The 14,464-nt window shown below is 68.4% G+C and carries 12 protein-coding genes; 7 read left to right on the top strand and 5 right to left on the bottom strand.

Annotated features, from left to right (window positions below):
* Positions 1-16: 16 nt before the first annotated feature.
* The 7 genes from AC3WLF_RS07385 to AC3WLF_RS07355 all read left to right on the top strand — a co-directional run bounded on the left by AC3WLF_RS07385 (position 17) and on the right by AC3WLF_RS07355 (position 8,623).
* The gene (locus AC3WLF_RS07385; protein WP_492356928.1) at positions 17-2,014 is read left to right on the top strand and encodes a sensor histidine kinase; all 1,998 of its coding nucleotides are present in this window, start codon (positions 17-19) and stop codon (positions 2,012-2,014) included.
* A gap of 8 nt (positions 2,015-2,022) precedes the next feature.
* Entirely contained in the window at positions 2,023-3,348 is a 1,326-nt protein-coding gene (locus AC3WLF_RS07380; RefSeq protein WP_492318901.1) for a sigma-54-dependent transcriptional regulator, read from the top strand.
* A gap of 239 nt (positions 3,349-3,587) precedes the next feature.
* On the top strand, positions 3,588-4,715 hold the full coding sequence (locus tag AC3WLF_RS07375) for an NAD(P)/FAD-dependent oxidoreductase (RefSeq protein ID WP_492352502.1): 1,128 nt from the start codon (positions 3,588-3,590) through the stop codon (positions 4,713-4,715).
* Between the two features lie 171 nt (positions 4,716-4,886).
* Complete coding sequence (creB, locus tag AC3WLF_RS07370) at positions 4,887-5,585, top strand: two-component system response regulator CreB (protein ID WP_492318899.1); 699 nt, start codon at positions 4,887-4,889, stop codon at positions 5,583-5,585.
* Positions 5,586-5,594: 9 nt separating this feature from the next.
* Positions 5,595-7,031 (top strand): two-component system sensor histidine kinase CreC, encoded by a 1,437-nt coding sequence (gene creC / locus AC3WLF_RS07365; protein WP_492358004.1) that lies wholly within the window; start codon positions 5,595-5,597, stop codon positions 7,029-7,031.
* Positions 7,032-7,157: 126 nt separating this feature from the next.
* Positions 7,158-8,135 (top strand): NAD(P)H-dependent flavin oxidoreductase, encoded by a 978-nt coding sequence (locus AC3WLF_RS07360; protein ID WP_010814870.1) that lies wholly within the window; start codon positions 7,158-7,160, stop codon positions 8,133-8,135.
* A gap of 119 nt (positions 8,136-8,254) precedes the next feature.
* Positions 8,255-8,623 (top strand): YbaN family protein, encoded by a 369-nt coding sequence (locus tag AC3WLF_RS07355; RefSeq protein WP_492319065.1) that lies wholly within the window; start codon positions 8,255-8,257, stop codon positions 8,621-8,623.
* A 140-nt stretch (positions 8,624-8,763) separates the two neighbouring features.
* Here AC3WLF_RS07355 and AC3WLF_RS07350 read toward each other — a convergent pair whose 3' ends face one another.
* The 5 genes from AC3WLF_RS07350 to AC3WLF_RS07330 all read right to left on the bottom strand — a co-directional run bounded on the left by AC3WLF_RS07350 (position 8,764) and on the right by AC3WLF_RS07330 (position 14,464).
* Entirely contained in the window at positions 8,764-10,014 is a 1,251-nt protein-coding gene (locus tag AC3WLF_RS07350; protein ID WP_010814872.1) for a phenylacetate--CoA ligase family protein, read from the bottom strand.
* An 86-nt stretch (positions 10,015-10,100) separates the two neighbouring features.
* Positions 10,101-10,919, bottom strand: coding sequence for an ABC transporter ATP-binding protein (locus AC3WLF_RS07345; RefSeq protein ID WP_010814873.1), 819 nt, complete (start codon positions 10,917-10,919; stop codon positions 10,101-10,103).
* A gap of 100 nt (positions 10,920-11,019) precedes the next feature.
* The gene (locus tag AC3WLF_RS07340) at positions 11,020-12,357 is read right to left on the bottom strand and encodes an ABC transporter substrate-binding protein (RefSeq protein ID WP_492318897.1); all 1,338 of its coding nucleotides are present in this window, start codon (positions 12,355-12,357) and stop codon (positions 11,020-11,022) included.
* A gap of 91 nt (positions 12,358-12,448) precedes the next feature.
* Positions 12,449-13,525, bottom strand: coding sequence for a branched-chain amino acid ABC transporter permease (locus AC3WLF_RS07335; RefSeq protein ID WP_492318896.1), 1,077 nt, complete (start codon positions 13,523-13,525; stop codon positions 12,449-12,451).
* Positions 13,526-13,549: 24 nt separating this feature from the next.
* Positions 13,550-14,464 (bottom strand): branched-chain amino acid ABC transporter permease, encoded by a 915-nt coding sequence (locus AC3WLF_RS07330; RefSeq protein ID WP_010814876.1) that lies wholly within the window; start codon positions 14,462-14,464, stop codon positions 13,550-13,552.

Genomic DNA, 14,464 nt, shown 5'->3' with positions numbered 1-14,464 from the left:
GCCCCCGCGCGCGCCGATGACCCACTCAGACGATTTTCTCGCCGTGCATGACCCCGCCGCCACCCGTCCGGCCCACGCGCCGGACGCCGGCAGCGGGCGGTGGTGGGGCTTTGCCGTGGCGCTGGCCGCCGGTCTCCTGCTGCTGTGCGTGCTGACCTGGCTGGTCTCGGTCCAGCGCGGCCTGGCCAGCCTGCAGCAAAGCACGGCCACGCGCGCCGACCGCTACGCCGCCACGCTGGAAAGCACCCTCGACCGCTACGAATTCCTGCCCGCGCTGGTCTCGCTGCACCCCTTCGTGCGCGGGCTGCTGGACTCCCCCAACGACCCGCAACGCGTGGCCGCCGCCAACCAGTACCTGGCGGAGGTCAACCGCCGCGCGCATGCCTCGGCCACTTATGTGATCGCCGCCAACGGCATTGCGCTGGCGGCCAGCAACCACGGCCAGCCCGGCAGCTTTGTCGGCACCGACTACCGCTTCCGCCCCTACTTCCAGACCGCCGCGGGCGGCAAGATGGGGCGCTTCTATGCCATCGGCATCACCAGCGACGAGCCCGGCTACTACCTCGCGCAGCCGGTCGAGTCCGGCGGCAAGGTCATCGGCGTGACCGTCGTCAAGCTCAACCTGGAGTGGTTCCAGCGCGCCGGCAGCGGCGCCGAGCCGCTGATGGTCAGCGACGACCATGGCGTGATCTTCCTGTCGTCGGTATCGGCCTGGCAGTACCGCACCCTGCGCCCGCTGCCGCCGGCGCTGCAGGCCGACATGGAAAAGACCCGCCAGTACCACGGCCGCGCGGTGACGCCGCTGCCGCTGGAGCCGCTGACCTCGCCGGTCACGCGCTGGCTGGCGGGCACCACGCTGGCCGACGGCGCGCGGCTGGTGCGCGTGCGCGACGAATCGCCCGCCAGCAAGACCACCTTTGCCCCGGACGGCGCCGAACGCGCCGTCCGCTACCTGGAACTGGACCGCACGGTCGGCCCGGCTGGCTGGACCATGCAGGTGATGGCGCCGCTGGAGCCGGTGCTGGCCAATGCGCGCAACGCCACCGTGGCGGCGGCGCTTGCCTATGCCTGCATCTGCCTGCTGCTGGTCAACTGGCGCCAGCGCCGCCAGCGCGCGCGCGACATGCAGTACAGCCGCCGCCTGCTGGAGGCCGCCTACGACCAGCTGGAGCGCCGCGTCGAGGCCCGCACCGCCGACCTGATGGCGATCAATGAAAAGCTGGAAGACGAAGTGGCCGAGCGTACCCGTGCTGAAAGCGAGCTGCGCGCGGCCCAGGACGAACTGGTGCAGGCCAGCAAGCTGGCCGCGCTGGGGCAGATGGCGGCCGGCATCACGCATGAGCTGAACCAGCCGCTGGCGGCGCTGCGCACGTTCTCGGACAACACTCGCGTGCTGCTGGAGCGCGGCCAGCTGGCCGCGGCCGAAGGCAACCTGACCGCCATTGCCGACCTGACCGAGCGCATGGGCAAGATCACCGGCCAACTCAAGCTGTTCGCCGGCAAGGCGCGCCCGGTGCACCGGCCGGTCGCGCTGCGCGCCGCGGTCGATCACGTGCTGGCGCTGCTGGCACCGCGCCTTGGCGCGGTCACCGTCAACGTCACCGGCCTGGACGCCCTGCCCGGGCTGGCCGTGCGCGCCGACGAGCTGAAGCTGGAGCAAGTGCTGCTGAACCTGCTCGGCAATGCGCTCGATGCGATTGCTGCGGCCGCGCCGACGCAGGGACAGATCGATCTCGACATGCAGGCAGAGGATCACGCCGTCACCATCGTCGTGCGCGACAACGGCACCGGCATCGCGCCGCAAGCGCTGCCGCGCCTGTTCGAACCCTTCTTCACCACCAAGGAAACCGGGCAGGGCCTGGGGCTGGGGCTGGCAATCTCGTCGTCGATCGTGCGCGAGTTCGGCGGCCAGCTGAGCGTGGCCAACCTGCCCGGCGGCGGCGCGCAGTTCACGCTGGTGCTGGCGCGCGCGCCCGCCATCGATCCGGCGCCATCGGTTTCCGCCTCTCAATGAATATTGCCATGCAAGACGGTCTGCGTGTCCTGTTTGTCGAAGACGAGCCGCTGGTGCGCCAGGCCACCGCGCAGAGCCTGGAGCTGGCCGGCTTCGCGGTGCTGGCGCTGGCCTCAGCCGAGGCCGCGATCCCGCACCTGCACGGCGCCTTTGCCGGCGTGGTGGTGACCGACGTGCGCCTGCCCGGCGCCAGCGGGCTGGACCTGCTGCAGCACTGCCGCAACGCCGCGCCGGGCGTGCCGGTGATCCTGGTGACCGGCCACGGCGACATCACCATGGCCGTGCAGGCCATGCGCGAAGGCGCCTACGACTTCATCGAAAAACCCTTCGGCGCCGACCGCCTCACCGACACCGTGCGCCGCGCGCTGGAACGCCGCGCGCTGGAACTGGAAAACCAGGCGCTGCGCCGCGAACTGGCCGGCCCCGCGGCGGGCACGCGCATCATCGGCCGCTCGCCCGCGATCGGGCAGGTGCGCGCGCTGGTGGCCAATGTCGCGCCCACCGACGTGCCGGTGATGATCAACGGCGAGACCGGCACCGGCAAGGAACTGGTGGCGCGCAGCCTGCATGCGCTGTCCGGCCGCGCCGAAGGCCCGTTCATCGCGCTGAACTGCGGCGCGGTGCCCGAGGCCATCTTCGAGAGCGAGATGTTCGGCCACGAGGCCGGCGCCTTCACCGGTGCCGGCAAGCGCCGCATCGGCAAGCTCGAACATGCCTCGGGCGGCACGCTCTTCCTCGACGAGATCGAGAGCATGCCGCTGGCGCTGCAGGTCAAGCTGCTGCGGGTACTGCAGGAAGGCTCGCTGGAGCGGCTGGGTTCGAATGCCTCGGTGAAGATCGATGTGCGCATCGTCGCCGCGGCCAAGGGCGACATGGATGCGCTGGTGGCACAGGGCAGCTTCCGCGAGGACCTGTATTACCGGCTCAACGTGGTCACCATCGCGCTGCCGCCGCTGCGCGAGCGGCGCGAGGACATCGTGCCGCTGTTCGAGCATTTCTCGCTGGTGTCCGCGGTGCGCTACCAGCGGCCGGCGCCGCTCCTGTCCGAGGCGCAACGCCAGGCACTGGCCCAGCGTCCGTGGCCGGGCAATGTGCGCGAGCTGCGCAATGCGGCGGATCGGATGGTGCTGGGCGTGCCGGAGGGCGGGCAGGCAGGTGCGCAGGCCGCGGGCCCCGATGAAACCGCGCCGCTGCGAGAGCGGATGGAGCACTTCGAGCGCGCGGTGATTGCGGATGCACTGGCACGCACCGGCGGCGCGGTCAGCCAGGCGGCGGACTTGCTGCAAGTCGGCAAGGCCACGCTCTATGACAAGATCAAGCGCTACGGGCTGTGATGTCATGCTGCCTTCATTGCGCTGCCACGGGGCCGTCACATTGGCGGACTATCCTTCGGTGGCGGTTGTGGCATTGGCAGGTGCCCGCCGTGTGTATCAATCTTCGTGGTAATTGACGGCCCCGCGTATGCGGGGCGTTTTTTTGGGGTTGTTCACCCCGCCCCGCCACTTCACACTCGCCACACATTCCCCTCACCCCCGCTGGCCAGACTGGAGCCCTGCCATCTCCGGGAACTGCCATGCCCTCTTTCGACTACGACATCGTCATCGCCGGCGCCAGCTTTGCCGGCGCCGCCTGCGCCCTGGCCGCGGCGCGCGCCGGCCTGCGCGTGCTGGTGCTGGAACGCAAGACCGATCCGGGCGACAAGCTCCACACCACCGGCATCCTGGTCAAGGAAGCCATCGAACAGACCTGGCTGGGCCGCGCACCGGCCGATTGCGTGCACCGCGTGGAGCAGGTGCGGCTGTACTCGCCCAGGCTGCGCAGCATCGACCTGAGCGCGCCCGGCTATTACTTCCACACCACGGATACGCCGCGGCTGATGCGCTGGCTGGCCGCCGAACTGGTGCGCCACCGGGTCGAACTGCGCCTGGGCCAGGCGTTCGTGGGCGCGGTGCCGCGCAACGGCGGCTGGCATGTGACCGGCGTGGGCAATACGCGCTATCTGGTCGGCGCGGATGGCGCCAAGTCGCGCGTGGCCCAGTGTGCCGGGCTGGGGCGCGTGCACAGCTTCCTGTATGGCGTGGAGTACGAGTTCCCGGGACTGGCGCTGCCCGAGCCGGGCGCGTTGCACTGCTTCATCACCCGGCGCTTCGCGCCCGGCTATATCGGCTGGATCGCGCAGAACCCCACCGGCGTGCAGGCCGGCCTGGCGCTGCGCTACCTGCCGCGGCACGGCCGCGCGCCAGACCTGGACGGGCTGCTGGCGCATGTGCGCGAGCGCGCCGGGCTGCCGCAGCTGGCGCAGCCTGCGGCGACGCGCGCGGGGCTGATCCCTTGCGGCGGCCCGGCCTTCCCGCTGGCGCGCGACGGCGTGATCCTGACCGGGGATGCCGCCGGCATCGTGTCGCCGGTCACCGCAGGCGGCATCCACTATGCCTTTGCCCATGGCGAGTCGGTCGGCCAGGCCGTGGCCGCGCACCTGCTGCGCGGCGGCCCGGCCCCGGAGGCCGTCGCCACCGCCAGTGCGCCGTGCTTTCGCGCCAAGCGTGCGCTGCGCTGGATGTTCGACCGCTTCCAGTGCGACTGGCCCTTCGACCTGATGCTGTATTCGCCGCCGCTGCGCTGGGCGGCGGAGCAGATCTATTTCCACAAGCGCCGAGGCGAGGATCCCGCGCCGCCGCCGCGCGCAGCCACCAGCGCCTGACCGGCTGGTCCACTGAATCACTGAAATGGGAGGCGAAGGACATGTCATGCGGGATGCAGCGCTAGGCGCAAAGCGCAGCAATAGCACGGCTATTGCGAGCATTTGCAACGACGCGATGCGCCCGCATGACATGGCAGGCGCCGAGCGATTTCAGTGATTCAGTGGACTAAAATGCCGGGCATGGAACAACCGCGGATCCTGGTGGTGGAAGACGAGCAGGCCATCGCCGACACCATCCTCTATGCCTTGCGCACCGACGGCATGCTGGCCGAGCACTGCACGCTCGGCGGCGCCGCGCTCGAGCGCATGCGCGCCGACCCGGCCGACCTGGTGATCCTGGACGTGGGCCTGCCGGATCTGAGCGGCTTCGAGGTCTGCCGCACGCTGCGCACCTTCTGCGATGTGCCGGTGGTCTTCCTGACCGCGCGCCATGAAGAGATCGACCGCATCGTCGGGCTGGAGATCGGCGCCGACGACTACGTGGTCAAGCCCTTCTCGCCGCGCGAGCTGGCCGCGCGCGTGCGCGCCATCCTGCGCCGGGCGCGCGGCGGCGGTGCAGCGGCGGCGAAGGGCGACGAGGTCGCCGGTTTCACGCACGACAAGGACGGCGCGCGCCTGGCCTACCGCGGCCGCTGGCTGGAACTGACCCGCTACGAGTACCTGCTGCTGGCCTGGCTGGTGACACATCCGGGCCGCATCTACTCGCGCGCGCAGCTGATGGAGTGCGTCTGGGAAGATGCACTCGACACCAGCGACCGCACCGTCGACACCCATATCAAGACCCTGCGCGCCAAGCTGCGGGAAGCTTCCGCCGACGGCGCCGAGCGCATCCGCACCCATCGCGGCATGGGCTATTCGCTGGAACCCTGAGCGCACGCCATGCATATCGGCCTGCGCATCTTCTTCGGCTTCTTCCTGATCGTGGGACTGGCCACGGTGCTGACGCTGCGCGTGTTCGTGCAGGAGGTCAAGCCCGGCGTGCGCCAGGCCATGGAAGACACGCTGATCGACACCGCACACGTGCTCGCGGCGCTTGCCGGCGACGACATGAAGGCCGGCCGCATCGCCGACGGCGAATTCGCGCGGCACATGGCGGCGCTGCGCGATGTGCCGGTGAATGCCGATGTGTCGGGCCTGCACAAGGACAGCATCGGCTACCGCGTCTACGTGACCGATGCCAACGGCATCGTGCGCTTTGACTCCACCGGTACTGACGTGGGCCGCGACTATTCGCGCTGGAACGATGTCTACCTGACGCTGCGCGGCAAGTACGGCGCACGCAGCACGCGCACCGACCCCGACGACGAGGCCAGCACCGTGATGCACGTGGCCGCGCCAATACGCGACGCGGACGGCGAGCGCATCATCGGCGTGCTGACCGTGGCCAAGCCCAATGCGGCGATGGCGCCGTTTATCGAGCGCAGCCAGCGCAAGATCCTGCTCTACGGCGGCCTGCTGATCGGCGCTGCCTGCGTGATCGGGCTGGCCTGCACGCTGTGGCTGGCGCATGGACTGAGCCGGCTGCGCGGGTATGCGCGCGCGGTGGCGGCCGGCGAGCGCGCCGAGATGCCGCTGCGCGGCGGCAGCGAGCTGGCCGAGTTGGGCCGCGCGGTGCAGGGCATGCGCGAGCGGCTGGAAGACAAGCAGTATGTCGAGCACTACATCCACACGCTGACCCATGAGATGAAGAGCCCGCTGGCCGCGATCGGCGGCGCCGCCGAGCTGCTGCAGGAAGAGATGCCGGCGGCGGACCGCCAGCGCTTCATCGCCAATATCCGGGCCCAGTCGGGCCGGCTTGAAACCATGATCCGCAAGCTGCTGGCACTGGCCGATGTGGAGCAGCGCGAGCGCCTGGAAGTGCGCGAGCCGGTGCGGCTGGCCCCGCTGCTGGCGCAACTGGGCAGCGAACTGGAACCGCGCGCGCGCCAGCGCGGCGTGACGCTGCGGCTGGCCGCCGACGCCAGCCCGGACCTGGTTGCCGGCGATCCGTTCCTGCTGCGCCAGGCCATCGCCAACCTGCTGGAGAACGCCATCGACTTCGCCCCGCCGGACAGCGAAGTCACGGTGCGGCTGGAGCGCCGCGGCGGCGCGCTGGCCATCGCCGTCGCCGACCAGGGCCCGGGCATCCCCGACTACGCCCTGCCGCGCGTGTTCGAGCGCTTCTACTCGCTGCCGCGCCCGCACGGTGCGGACAAGAGCACCGGCCTGGGCCTGTGCTTTGCACGCGAGGTGGCAACGTTGCATGATGGCGATGTCACGCTGGCCAACCGCCCCGGCGGCGGCGCGCTGGCGGAACTGACCCTTCCGGCCGGGTAGTTCGACGAGGTGACCGGACCGGCATAGACTGGGGCTTCTAACGTGACCGCACTGAAACTCCCTATAATCGAACGACCGTTCATTTAGGGCACCTGCAACGTGCCCGTCAGTAGTTCAGGAGACACCATGCCCGCCGCCAAGCAACTGCCCCAGGCCCTGCAGAACCTGGCCCTGCCCGTCATCGCCTCGCCCATGTTCATCGTCAGCTACCCGGAGCTGGTGCTGGCGCAGTGCAAGGCCGGCATCGTCGGCTCGTTCCCGGCGCTCAATGCGCGCCCGGCGGAGCTGCTCGACGAGTGGCTCACCCAGATCGAAGGCGAGCTGGCCACCTTCAAGGCCGCCAACCCGGGCGCGCAGGTGGGCCCGGTCGCGGTCAACCAGATCGTGCATACCTCGAACGCGCGGCTGGAACATGACGTAAAGGTGTGCGTGGACCACAAGGTGCCGATCTTCATCACCTCTCTGCGCGCACCGGTCAAGGAAATGATCGACGCGGTGCACAGCTATGGCGGCATCGTGCTGCACGACGTGATCAGCATGCGCCATGCCGAAAAGGCGATCGAGGCCGGCGTCGACGGCCTGATCCTGGTGGCGGCCGGCGCCGGCGGCCATGCCGGCATGCTGTCGCCGTTCGCGCTGGTGGGCGAGGTGCGCAAGATCTTCGACGGCCCGATCGCGCTGTCGGGCTCGATCGCCACCGGCGAGGCGGTGCTGGCCGCGCAGGCCATGGGCGCGGACTTTGCCTACGTCGGCACGCGCTTTATCGCCTCGCAGGAGGCCCACGCTGCCGAATCGTACAAGCAGTCGATCACCAGCTCGGCCGCCGCCGATATCATCTACACCAACCTGTTCACCGGCGTGCACGGCAATTACATCCGCGAAAGCATCAGCAACGTGGGGCTGGATCCGGACAACCTGCCGGTGGCCGACAAGAGCAAGATGGACTTCTCCAGCGGCGCCTCCAAGGCCAAGGCGTGGAAGGACGTCTGGGGCGCCGGCCAGGGCGTGGGCCAGATCCACGACATCCCCACCGCCGGCGAAATCGTCGCGCGCATGAAAGCGGAGTACGATGCCGCCAAGGCGCGCCTGGGTATCGCGCGCTAACCGAAGTTTTCACCGGGCCGCTATTGCGGCCCTTCATTCAACCATTGCCTGGTCCAAGCTCCACCACCCCGCCCGATTCCGACGCCACGCTGAGCCGCCGGCAGCAGGCGCTGCGCGCCATGTGGGTGGTGCTGGGCGCGGTCTTCCTGCTGCTGGGGGTGATCGGCATCTTCCTGCCGGTGCTGCCGACCACGCCATTCGTGCTGCTGGCCGCGGCATGCTTCGCGCGGGGGTCCCGGCGCTTCCATGAATGGCTGCTGGGACATCCGCGCTTCGGGCCGCTGGTCAGCGACTGGCAGCGCCATCGCAGCATTCCCTTCCGGGCCAAGTGCCTGGCGTTGTCGATGATGTGGGCGTCGATGGGGACGACCGCGTGGATGCTGCGCGCGCGGCCGATTGCCTCCGCGGCGTTGCTGGCTTGCGCGGTGGGGGTGAGTGTCTGGATGGTCAGGCTGCCGACGCGGCCGGTGGAGGAGGGAAAGTCTTGAGGATGCGGGCGTATTGAAGCGCGTCACTCCGTCGACGCACCGGCCCTCTCCCCGGCCGGCCCTTCTCCCGCCTGCGGGAGAGGGGCCGGGGGAGAGGGCCAGCGTATCAACGAAATCGATCCTGCCAGCCGCCACCCAACTCAATCGTAGCTGCGCGCATCCTCGATCAGCTTCCCATCCTGCGGCAACGACCCCGCCGCAACGAAAGCCACTTCACCGCGCAGCCGCATCACTTCGCGCAGCGATTCCGCCACCGCACGCTGCAAGTCACCATCCTCGCGCGTGGCCTCGCAGCGCAGCGTCATCACGTCCGCGCCTGGGTCGCCAGTCACCACCAGCCGCGCCGCGCGGATCTCCGGATGCCGCCGCAGCACGTCTGCCACCTGCCCGGGATGCACGAACATGCCCTTGACCTTGGTGGCCTGGTCGGCACGGCCCAGCCAGCCCTTGAGCCGGATATTGGTGCGCCCGCACGGGCTGGGCCGCTGCGACGACTCCGCCACGATGGCCGACAGGTCGCCGGTGCCGAAGCGGATCAGCGGGTAGTCGCCGTTGCCCAGCACCGTCACCACCACCTCGCCGGTCTCGCCCTCGGGCATCGGCCGGGAACCGCCAGGCTCGACGATCTCCACCAGCACGCCCTCGTCCACCACCCAGCCATCGCCGCCCTCGGTCTCATAGGCAATCAGGCCGACATCCGCGGTGCCATACATCTGCTGCACGCGCACGCCGCGCGCCTGGAACCAGGCCCGCAGCGACGGCGGCAGCGCCTCGCCCGAGACCAGCGCCTTGGCCAGGCTGGTGCAGGGCGTGCCCAGCTCGTCGCCGCGCTCCAGCAGCAGCTTCAGGAACGACGGCGTGCCGGCGTAGGCCGTCGGCTGCAGGCTGGCCAGCGCCTGCACCTGCGAATCGGTCTGGCCGACGCCGGCCGGGAACACGCAGCAGCCCAGCCGGTGCGCGCCGGTCTCCATCATCATGCCGGCCGGGGTGAAGTGGTAGGAGAAGGTGTTGTAGACCAGCTCGCCGGCGCGGAAGCCCGCCGCATGCATGGCGCGGGCCACGCGCCACCAGTCGGCGTCATGGCCGTCGGGTTCATGGATCGGGCCGGGCGACTGGAACACATGGCGCAGCTTGCCCAGCGGCGTGGCGTTGAGCCCGCCCAGCGGCGGCAGCGCGCGCTGGCGCGCGGTCAGGTCCGACTTGCGCGTGACCGGCAGCGCCGCCAGTGCCGCGCGCGAGCTCAGCAGCCGCGGGTCGACGCCGCCCAGCATCTCGGCAAAGTAAGGCGCGTTGTCGCGCGCATGGGCCACCTGGCGTGCCAGGGCGGCAAGGAGCGCCTGCTCGCGGACTTCCGGCGCGCGGGTTTCGAGCGAATCGAAGTGTTCTGGCATGGTGCTATGCGTCAGGGAATGGGATGCGGCATGCCGCCGCGCCGCTGGGCGCGTGGTGGCAATGCCGGATGAAATCGGTCGGGTGCCTACGCCAGCCAGCGCTTGCGGCGCCGGTAGCTCTTCACATCGCGGAACGACTTGCGCCCGGCACCGTCGTCCGCATCGTTGGCGGCCACGCCCAGGTAGAACTCCTTGACGTCCTCGTTGGTGCGCAGCGACTCGGCGTCGCCGTCCATCACCACGCGGCCGTTTTCCAGGATGTAGCCGTAGTCGGCATAGCGCAGCGCCACCATGGTGTTCTGCTCGGCCAGCAGGAAGCTGACGTTCTCGCGCGAATTCAGGCCGCGCACGATCTCGAAGATCTCCTCGACGATCTGCGGCGCCAGCCCCATCGAAGGCTCGTCCAGCAGGATCATCGCGGGCTTGGCCATCATGGCCCGGCCGATCGCGCACATCTGCTGCTCGCCGCCGGAGGTATAGCCGGCCTGCGACTTGCGGCGCGTCTTCAGCCGCGGGAAGTACTCGTAGATCTTTTCCAGCTCGTCGCGCGTCTGGCCGCGCGACAGGCCGCGCGTGTAGGCGCCGGTGAGCAGGTTCTCCTCGATGGTCAGGTGCGCGAAGCAGTGGCGCCCTTCCATCACCTGGATCACGCCGCGGCGCACCAGGTCGTTGGGCGTGAGCTGGTCGACGCGGTCGCCGCGATATTCGATCGAGCCCTTGGTGACATCGCCGCGCTCGGCCTGCAGCAGGTTGGAGATGGCCTTGAGCGTGGTGGTCTTGCCCGCGCCGTTGGCGCCGAGCAGCGCCACGATCTTGCCCTCCGGCACTTCGAGCGAGACGCCCTTGAGCACCAGGATCACGTGATCGTAGATGACTTCGATATTGTTGACGGACAGAAGGCTCATGGTGCGGCTCGTGTTGGTGTTGCGGTTTCCAGCTTGCCTGTTGGGTTCTCCCACTCCCGCAAGCGGGAGTGGGGAGAACCCAGTCGCGATTGGGGCGGCCTCAGGACTTCGAACAAGCCGGCGTAATCCCCTTCTCCTTCGCGTACTGCGCCGCCGTGGCCTTGAACAGCGGGTGGATCAGGCTCTTGTTGCCCTCGATCCAGTCCGACACCACCACCCACTTGGTGCCATCCCACTGCTGGATCTTCACCTTGCCGGAGCCCTCGTGGTTGTCGCAGCTGGTCTTGATTTCCGGCAGCAGGCCGGTCGCGCCCAGTTGCTGCAGGCGCGCGTTGGTCAGGTTCAGGTTCTCGAAGGCCCAGCGCATCTGCTCGCCGGTCATGGGCTTGCCCTTGCCGAACTTGGCCTGCGCCACGCGCACCGCTTCCACCGTCACCACCGCCGCCGACACGCCGCGGTTGTACAGCACCGAACCCACCTTGTTCTTGTCCTGCATATTGCCCTTGCCGCCACCGTAGACCACCTTCTCGATATCGGCGATCAGCGGCACGTTGCGGCCGGCCACGTTCCAGGTGGCGCTCATATAGCCCTTGGAGGCATCACCCGCCGGCACCGTGTCTTCTTCCGAGCCGGCCCACCACGAGCCGATCATCTTGTCGCGCGCAAAGCCGACCTTCTGCGCGGCCTTCAGCGCGGTCTGGTTCATGACGCCCCAGCCCCAGAAGATCACGTAGTCGGGGTTCTCCTGGCGGATCTTCAGCCACTGCGCGCCCTGCTCGTTGCCGGGGTGCGCCACCGGGATCTCCACCAGGTTGAACTTGCCCAGCTTGGCCTCGGCCTGCAGCGCCACGATCGGCTCCTTGCCATAGGCCGAGTCGTGGTACAGGTAGACGATCTTCTTGCCGGCCAGCGAGCCGCCGTTCTTCGACGCCAGGTACTTGACGATGGCCGAGACCTGCATCTGGTACGTGGTCACCAGCGGGAACGCGTACGGGAACACCGAGCCATCCACCGCGTCGGTGCGGCCGTAGCCCATCATTACCAGCGGCACCTTGTCGGCGGCGGTCTTGTCGACCAGCGCGTACGAGATGCCGGTGGACATGGCGTGGTAGGCCGTGCCCTTGGTGGTGGCGTTCTTGGACTTCAGGCGTTCATAGCACTCCACGCCCTTGGCGTTGTTGTACTCGGTCTCGCACTCTTCCCACGACAGCTTGACGCCATTGACCCCGCCTTCCTTCAGGTTGACGTAGTTGAGGTAGTCGATGAAGCCGCCATACCAGGACTGGCCGTTGGCGCCATACGGCCCCACGCGGTAGCTTGGCAGCGCCACGAACTGCTCGTTGGTCTGCGCCATGGCCGGCGCCGCCGGCGCCAGCAGTGCCGCCGCGGCGCTGACCACCAGGGCGGCGCGTTGCACATTGCGAATCAGGTTGGTCATGACAGTCTCCATCGCCCTCAAGGGAGCGTTTCGTTATGCGTAAGCTTCAGAACTTCACACAGGAACTGCGGTAATACAGGCACCCCTCCCGTCAATGAGGGAACGGCCACAGCCTCAGCTTCTCCTTGGCGATCTGCCACAGCCGGGCCAGCCCGTGCGGCTCCACGATCAGGAAGAAGATGATCAGCCCGCCGAACACCATCAGCTGGATGTGCGACACGGTGGCATTGGTGAATGGCAGGTGCAGCAGCGCGGCCAGCGGCGGCAGCACGTTGTCCAGGAAGATCGGCAGCAGCAGGATGAAGGCCGCGCCCAGGAACGAGCCCAGGATGCTGCCCACGCCGCCGATGATGATCATGAACAGCACGCGGAACGACAGGTCCAGCGAGAAGCCGTCCGGCTCGACCGAGCCCAGGTAGCAGAACGCATAGAGCGCGCCGGCCACGCCGCAGTAGAACGAGCTGACCGCGAACGCCAGCAGCTTGGTGCGCATCAGCGGGATGCCGATCACCTCGGCCGCCACGTCCATGTCGCGCACCGACATCCATGCGCGCCCGGTGGCCGAGCGCACCAGGTTCTTGGCCGCCAGCGCCAGCACCGTGACGATGGCCAGCACGAACAGGTACTTCTTCACCGGGGTGTCGATGGCGAAGCCGAACAGGTCCAGCCGCTGCGCCGTGATCACGCCCGACGAGCTGTTGTTGGAGAACCAGGGGAACTTGGTCAGCGCCCACACCACGAAGAACTGCGCCGCCAGCGTCGCCACCGCGAGGTAGAAGCCCTTGATGCGCAGCGACGGCAGGCCGAAGGCCACCCCCACCAATGCCGCGGAAAGGCCCGCCATCACGAATGTCAGCAGCACCGGCATGCCTTCCACGCGCAGCTGGAAGTTGTAGGCCGCGTAGGCACCCACCGCCATGAAGGCCGCGGTACCGAGCGACAGCTGGCCGGCATAGCCGGTCAGGATATTCAGCCCCAGCGCCGCCAGCGAGAAAATCAGGAACGGGATCAGGATGGCCGAGAACCAGTATTCCGACCCGACGAACGGGATCGCCACGAAGGCCACCGCCATCAGCACGGCAAAGCCGATGCGGTCCTGGCGGATGGGGAAGATCTGGCTGTCGGCGACGTAGCTGGTCTTGAACTGGCCGGCTTCACGATAAAACATGGCAAGTCTCCTGTGCGAAGTCGGTCAGACGCGATCGATGTGTTTCTCGCCGAACAGCCCTTCGGGCCGCACCAGCAGAAACAGCAAGGCAAACACATACGGGAACCAGCCTTCGATGCCGCCGAAGTTGCCCCCGAACATCGACTGGAACACCGGCGGGATATAGATCTCGGCCAGCTTCTCCGAGGCGCCGATGATCAGTCCGCCGACGATGGCGCCGGGCACCGAGGTGAAGCCGCCCAGGATCAGCACCGGCAGCGCCTTGAGCGCGGTCAGCGTGAGCGCGAACTGCACGCCATTGCGCGAGCCCCACAGCATGCCGGCCACCAGCGCGACGAAGCCCGCCACGCCCCACACGATCGCCCAGATGTTCTGCAGCGGGATGCCCAGCGACAGCGCTGCCTGGTGGTCGTCAGCGACCGCGCGCAGCGCGCGCCCGACCTTGGTGTACTGGAAGAACAGCGCCAGCGATCCGACCAGCAGGCCGGCAATGGCCGCCGCCGCAATATCGAACTTGGACAGCACGATGTTGAAGTTGGTCATGATCGACTCGATCGGCTCGTCGACGATGCCCAGGTTGATCGGGCGCACCTCATTGCCGAACAGCAGCGGCCCCAGGCCCTCGAGGAAGAACGACAGCCCGATGGTCGCCATGAACAGCGTGATCGGCGGCTGGTTGACCAGCTTGCGCAGCACGAAGCGCTCGGTGCTCATGCCGACCAGGATCATCACCACGAAGGCGCCGATCACCGCGGCCCACATCGGCAGGCCCTTGTCCATCAGCCCCACCACCGCCAGCGCGGCGAAGTACACCATCGCACCCTGCGCGAAGTTGAACACGCCCGAGGCCTTGTAGATCAGCACGAAGCCCAGCGCCACCAGCGAGTACATCAGGCCAGAGAGCAAGCCGCCGATCAGGATTTCAAAGAAGAACGTCAT

Source organism: Cupriavidus sp. FW306-01-F10A, from assembly GCF_058782785.1.
The sequence above is the reverse complement of the archived record's forward strand: the minus strand, read 5'-3'. Positions and strand labels throughout refer to the sequence as shown.

Bases quoted from the DNA above. Each gene is read 5' to 3' on its own strand.
- AC3WLF_RS07385 (WP_492356928.1), top strand. From the start codon at position 17: ATGACCCACTCAGACGATTTTCTCGCCGTGCATGACCCCGCCGCCACC.
- AC3WLF_RS07380 (WP_492318901.1), top strand. From the start codon at position 2,023: ATGCAAGACGGTCTGCGTGTCCTGTTTGTCGAAGACGAGCCGCTGGTG.
- AC3WLF_RS07375 (WP_492352502.1), top strand. From the start codon at position 3,588: ATGCCCTCTTTCGACTACGACATCGTCATCGCCGGCGCCAGCTTTGCC.
- creB (WP_492318899.1), top strand. From the start codon at position 4,887: ATGCCGGGCATGGAACAACCGCGGATCCTGGTGGTGGAAGACGAGCAG.
- creC (WP_492358004.1), top strand. From the start codon at position 5,595: ATGCATATCGGCCTGCGCATCTTCTTCGGCTTCTTCCTGATCGTGGGA.
- AC3WLF_RS07360 (WP_010814870.1), top strand. From the start codon at position 7,158: ATGCCCGCCGCCAAGCAACTGCCCCAGGCCCTGCAGAACCTGGCCCTG.
- AC3WLF_RS07355 (WP_492319065.1), top strand. From the start codon at position 8,255: ATGTGGGTGGTGCTGGGCGCGGTCTTCCTGCTGCTGGGGGTGATCGGC.
- AC3WLF_RS07350 (WP_010814872.1), bottom strand. From the start codon at position 10,014: ATGCCAGAACACTTCGATTCGCTCGAAACCCGCGCGCCGGAAGTCCGC.
- AC3WLF_RS07345 (WP_010814873.1), bottom strand. From the start codon at position 10,919: ATGAGCCTTCTGTCCGTCAACAATATCGAAGTCATCTACGATCACGTG.
- AC3WLF_RS07340 (WP_492318897.1), bottom strand. From the start codon at position 12,357: ATGACCAACCTGATTCGCAATGTGCAACGCGCCGCCCTGGTGGTCAGC.
- AC3WLF_RS07335 (WP_492318896.1), bottom strand. From the start codon at position 13,525: ATGTTTTATCGTGAAGCCGGCCAGTTCAAGACCAGCTACGTCGCCGAC.
- AC3WLF_RS07330 (WP_010814876.1), bottom strand. From the start codon at position 14,464: ATGACGTTCTTCTTTGAAATCCTGATCGGCGGCTTGCTCTCTGGCCTG.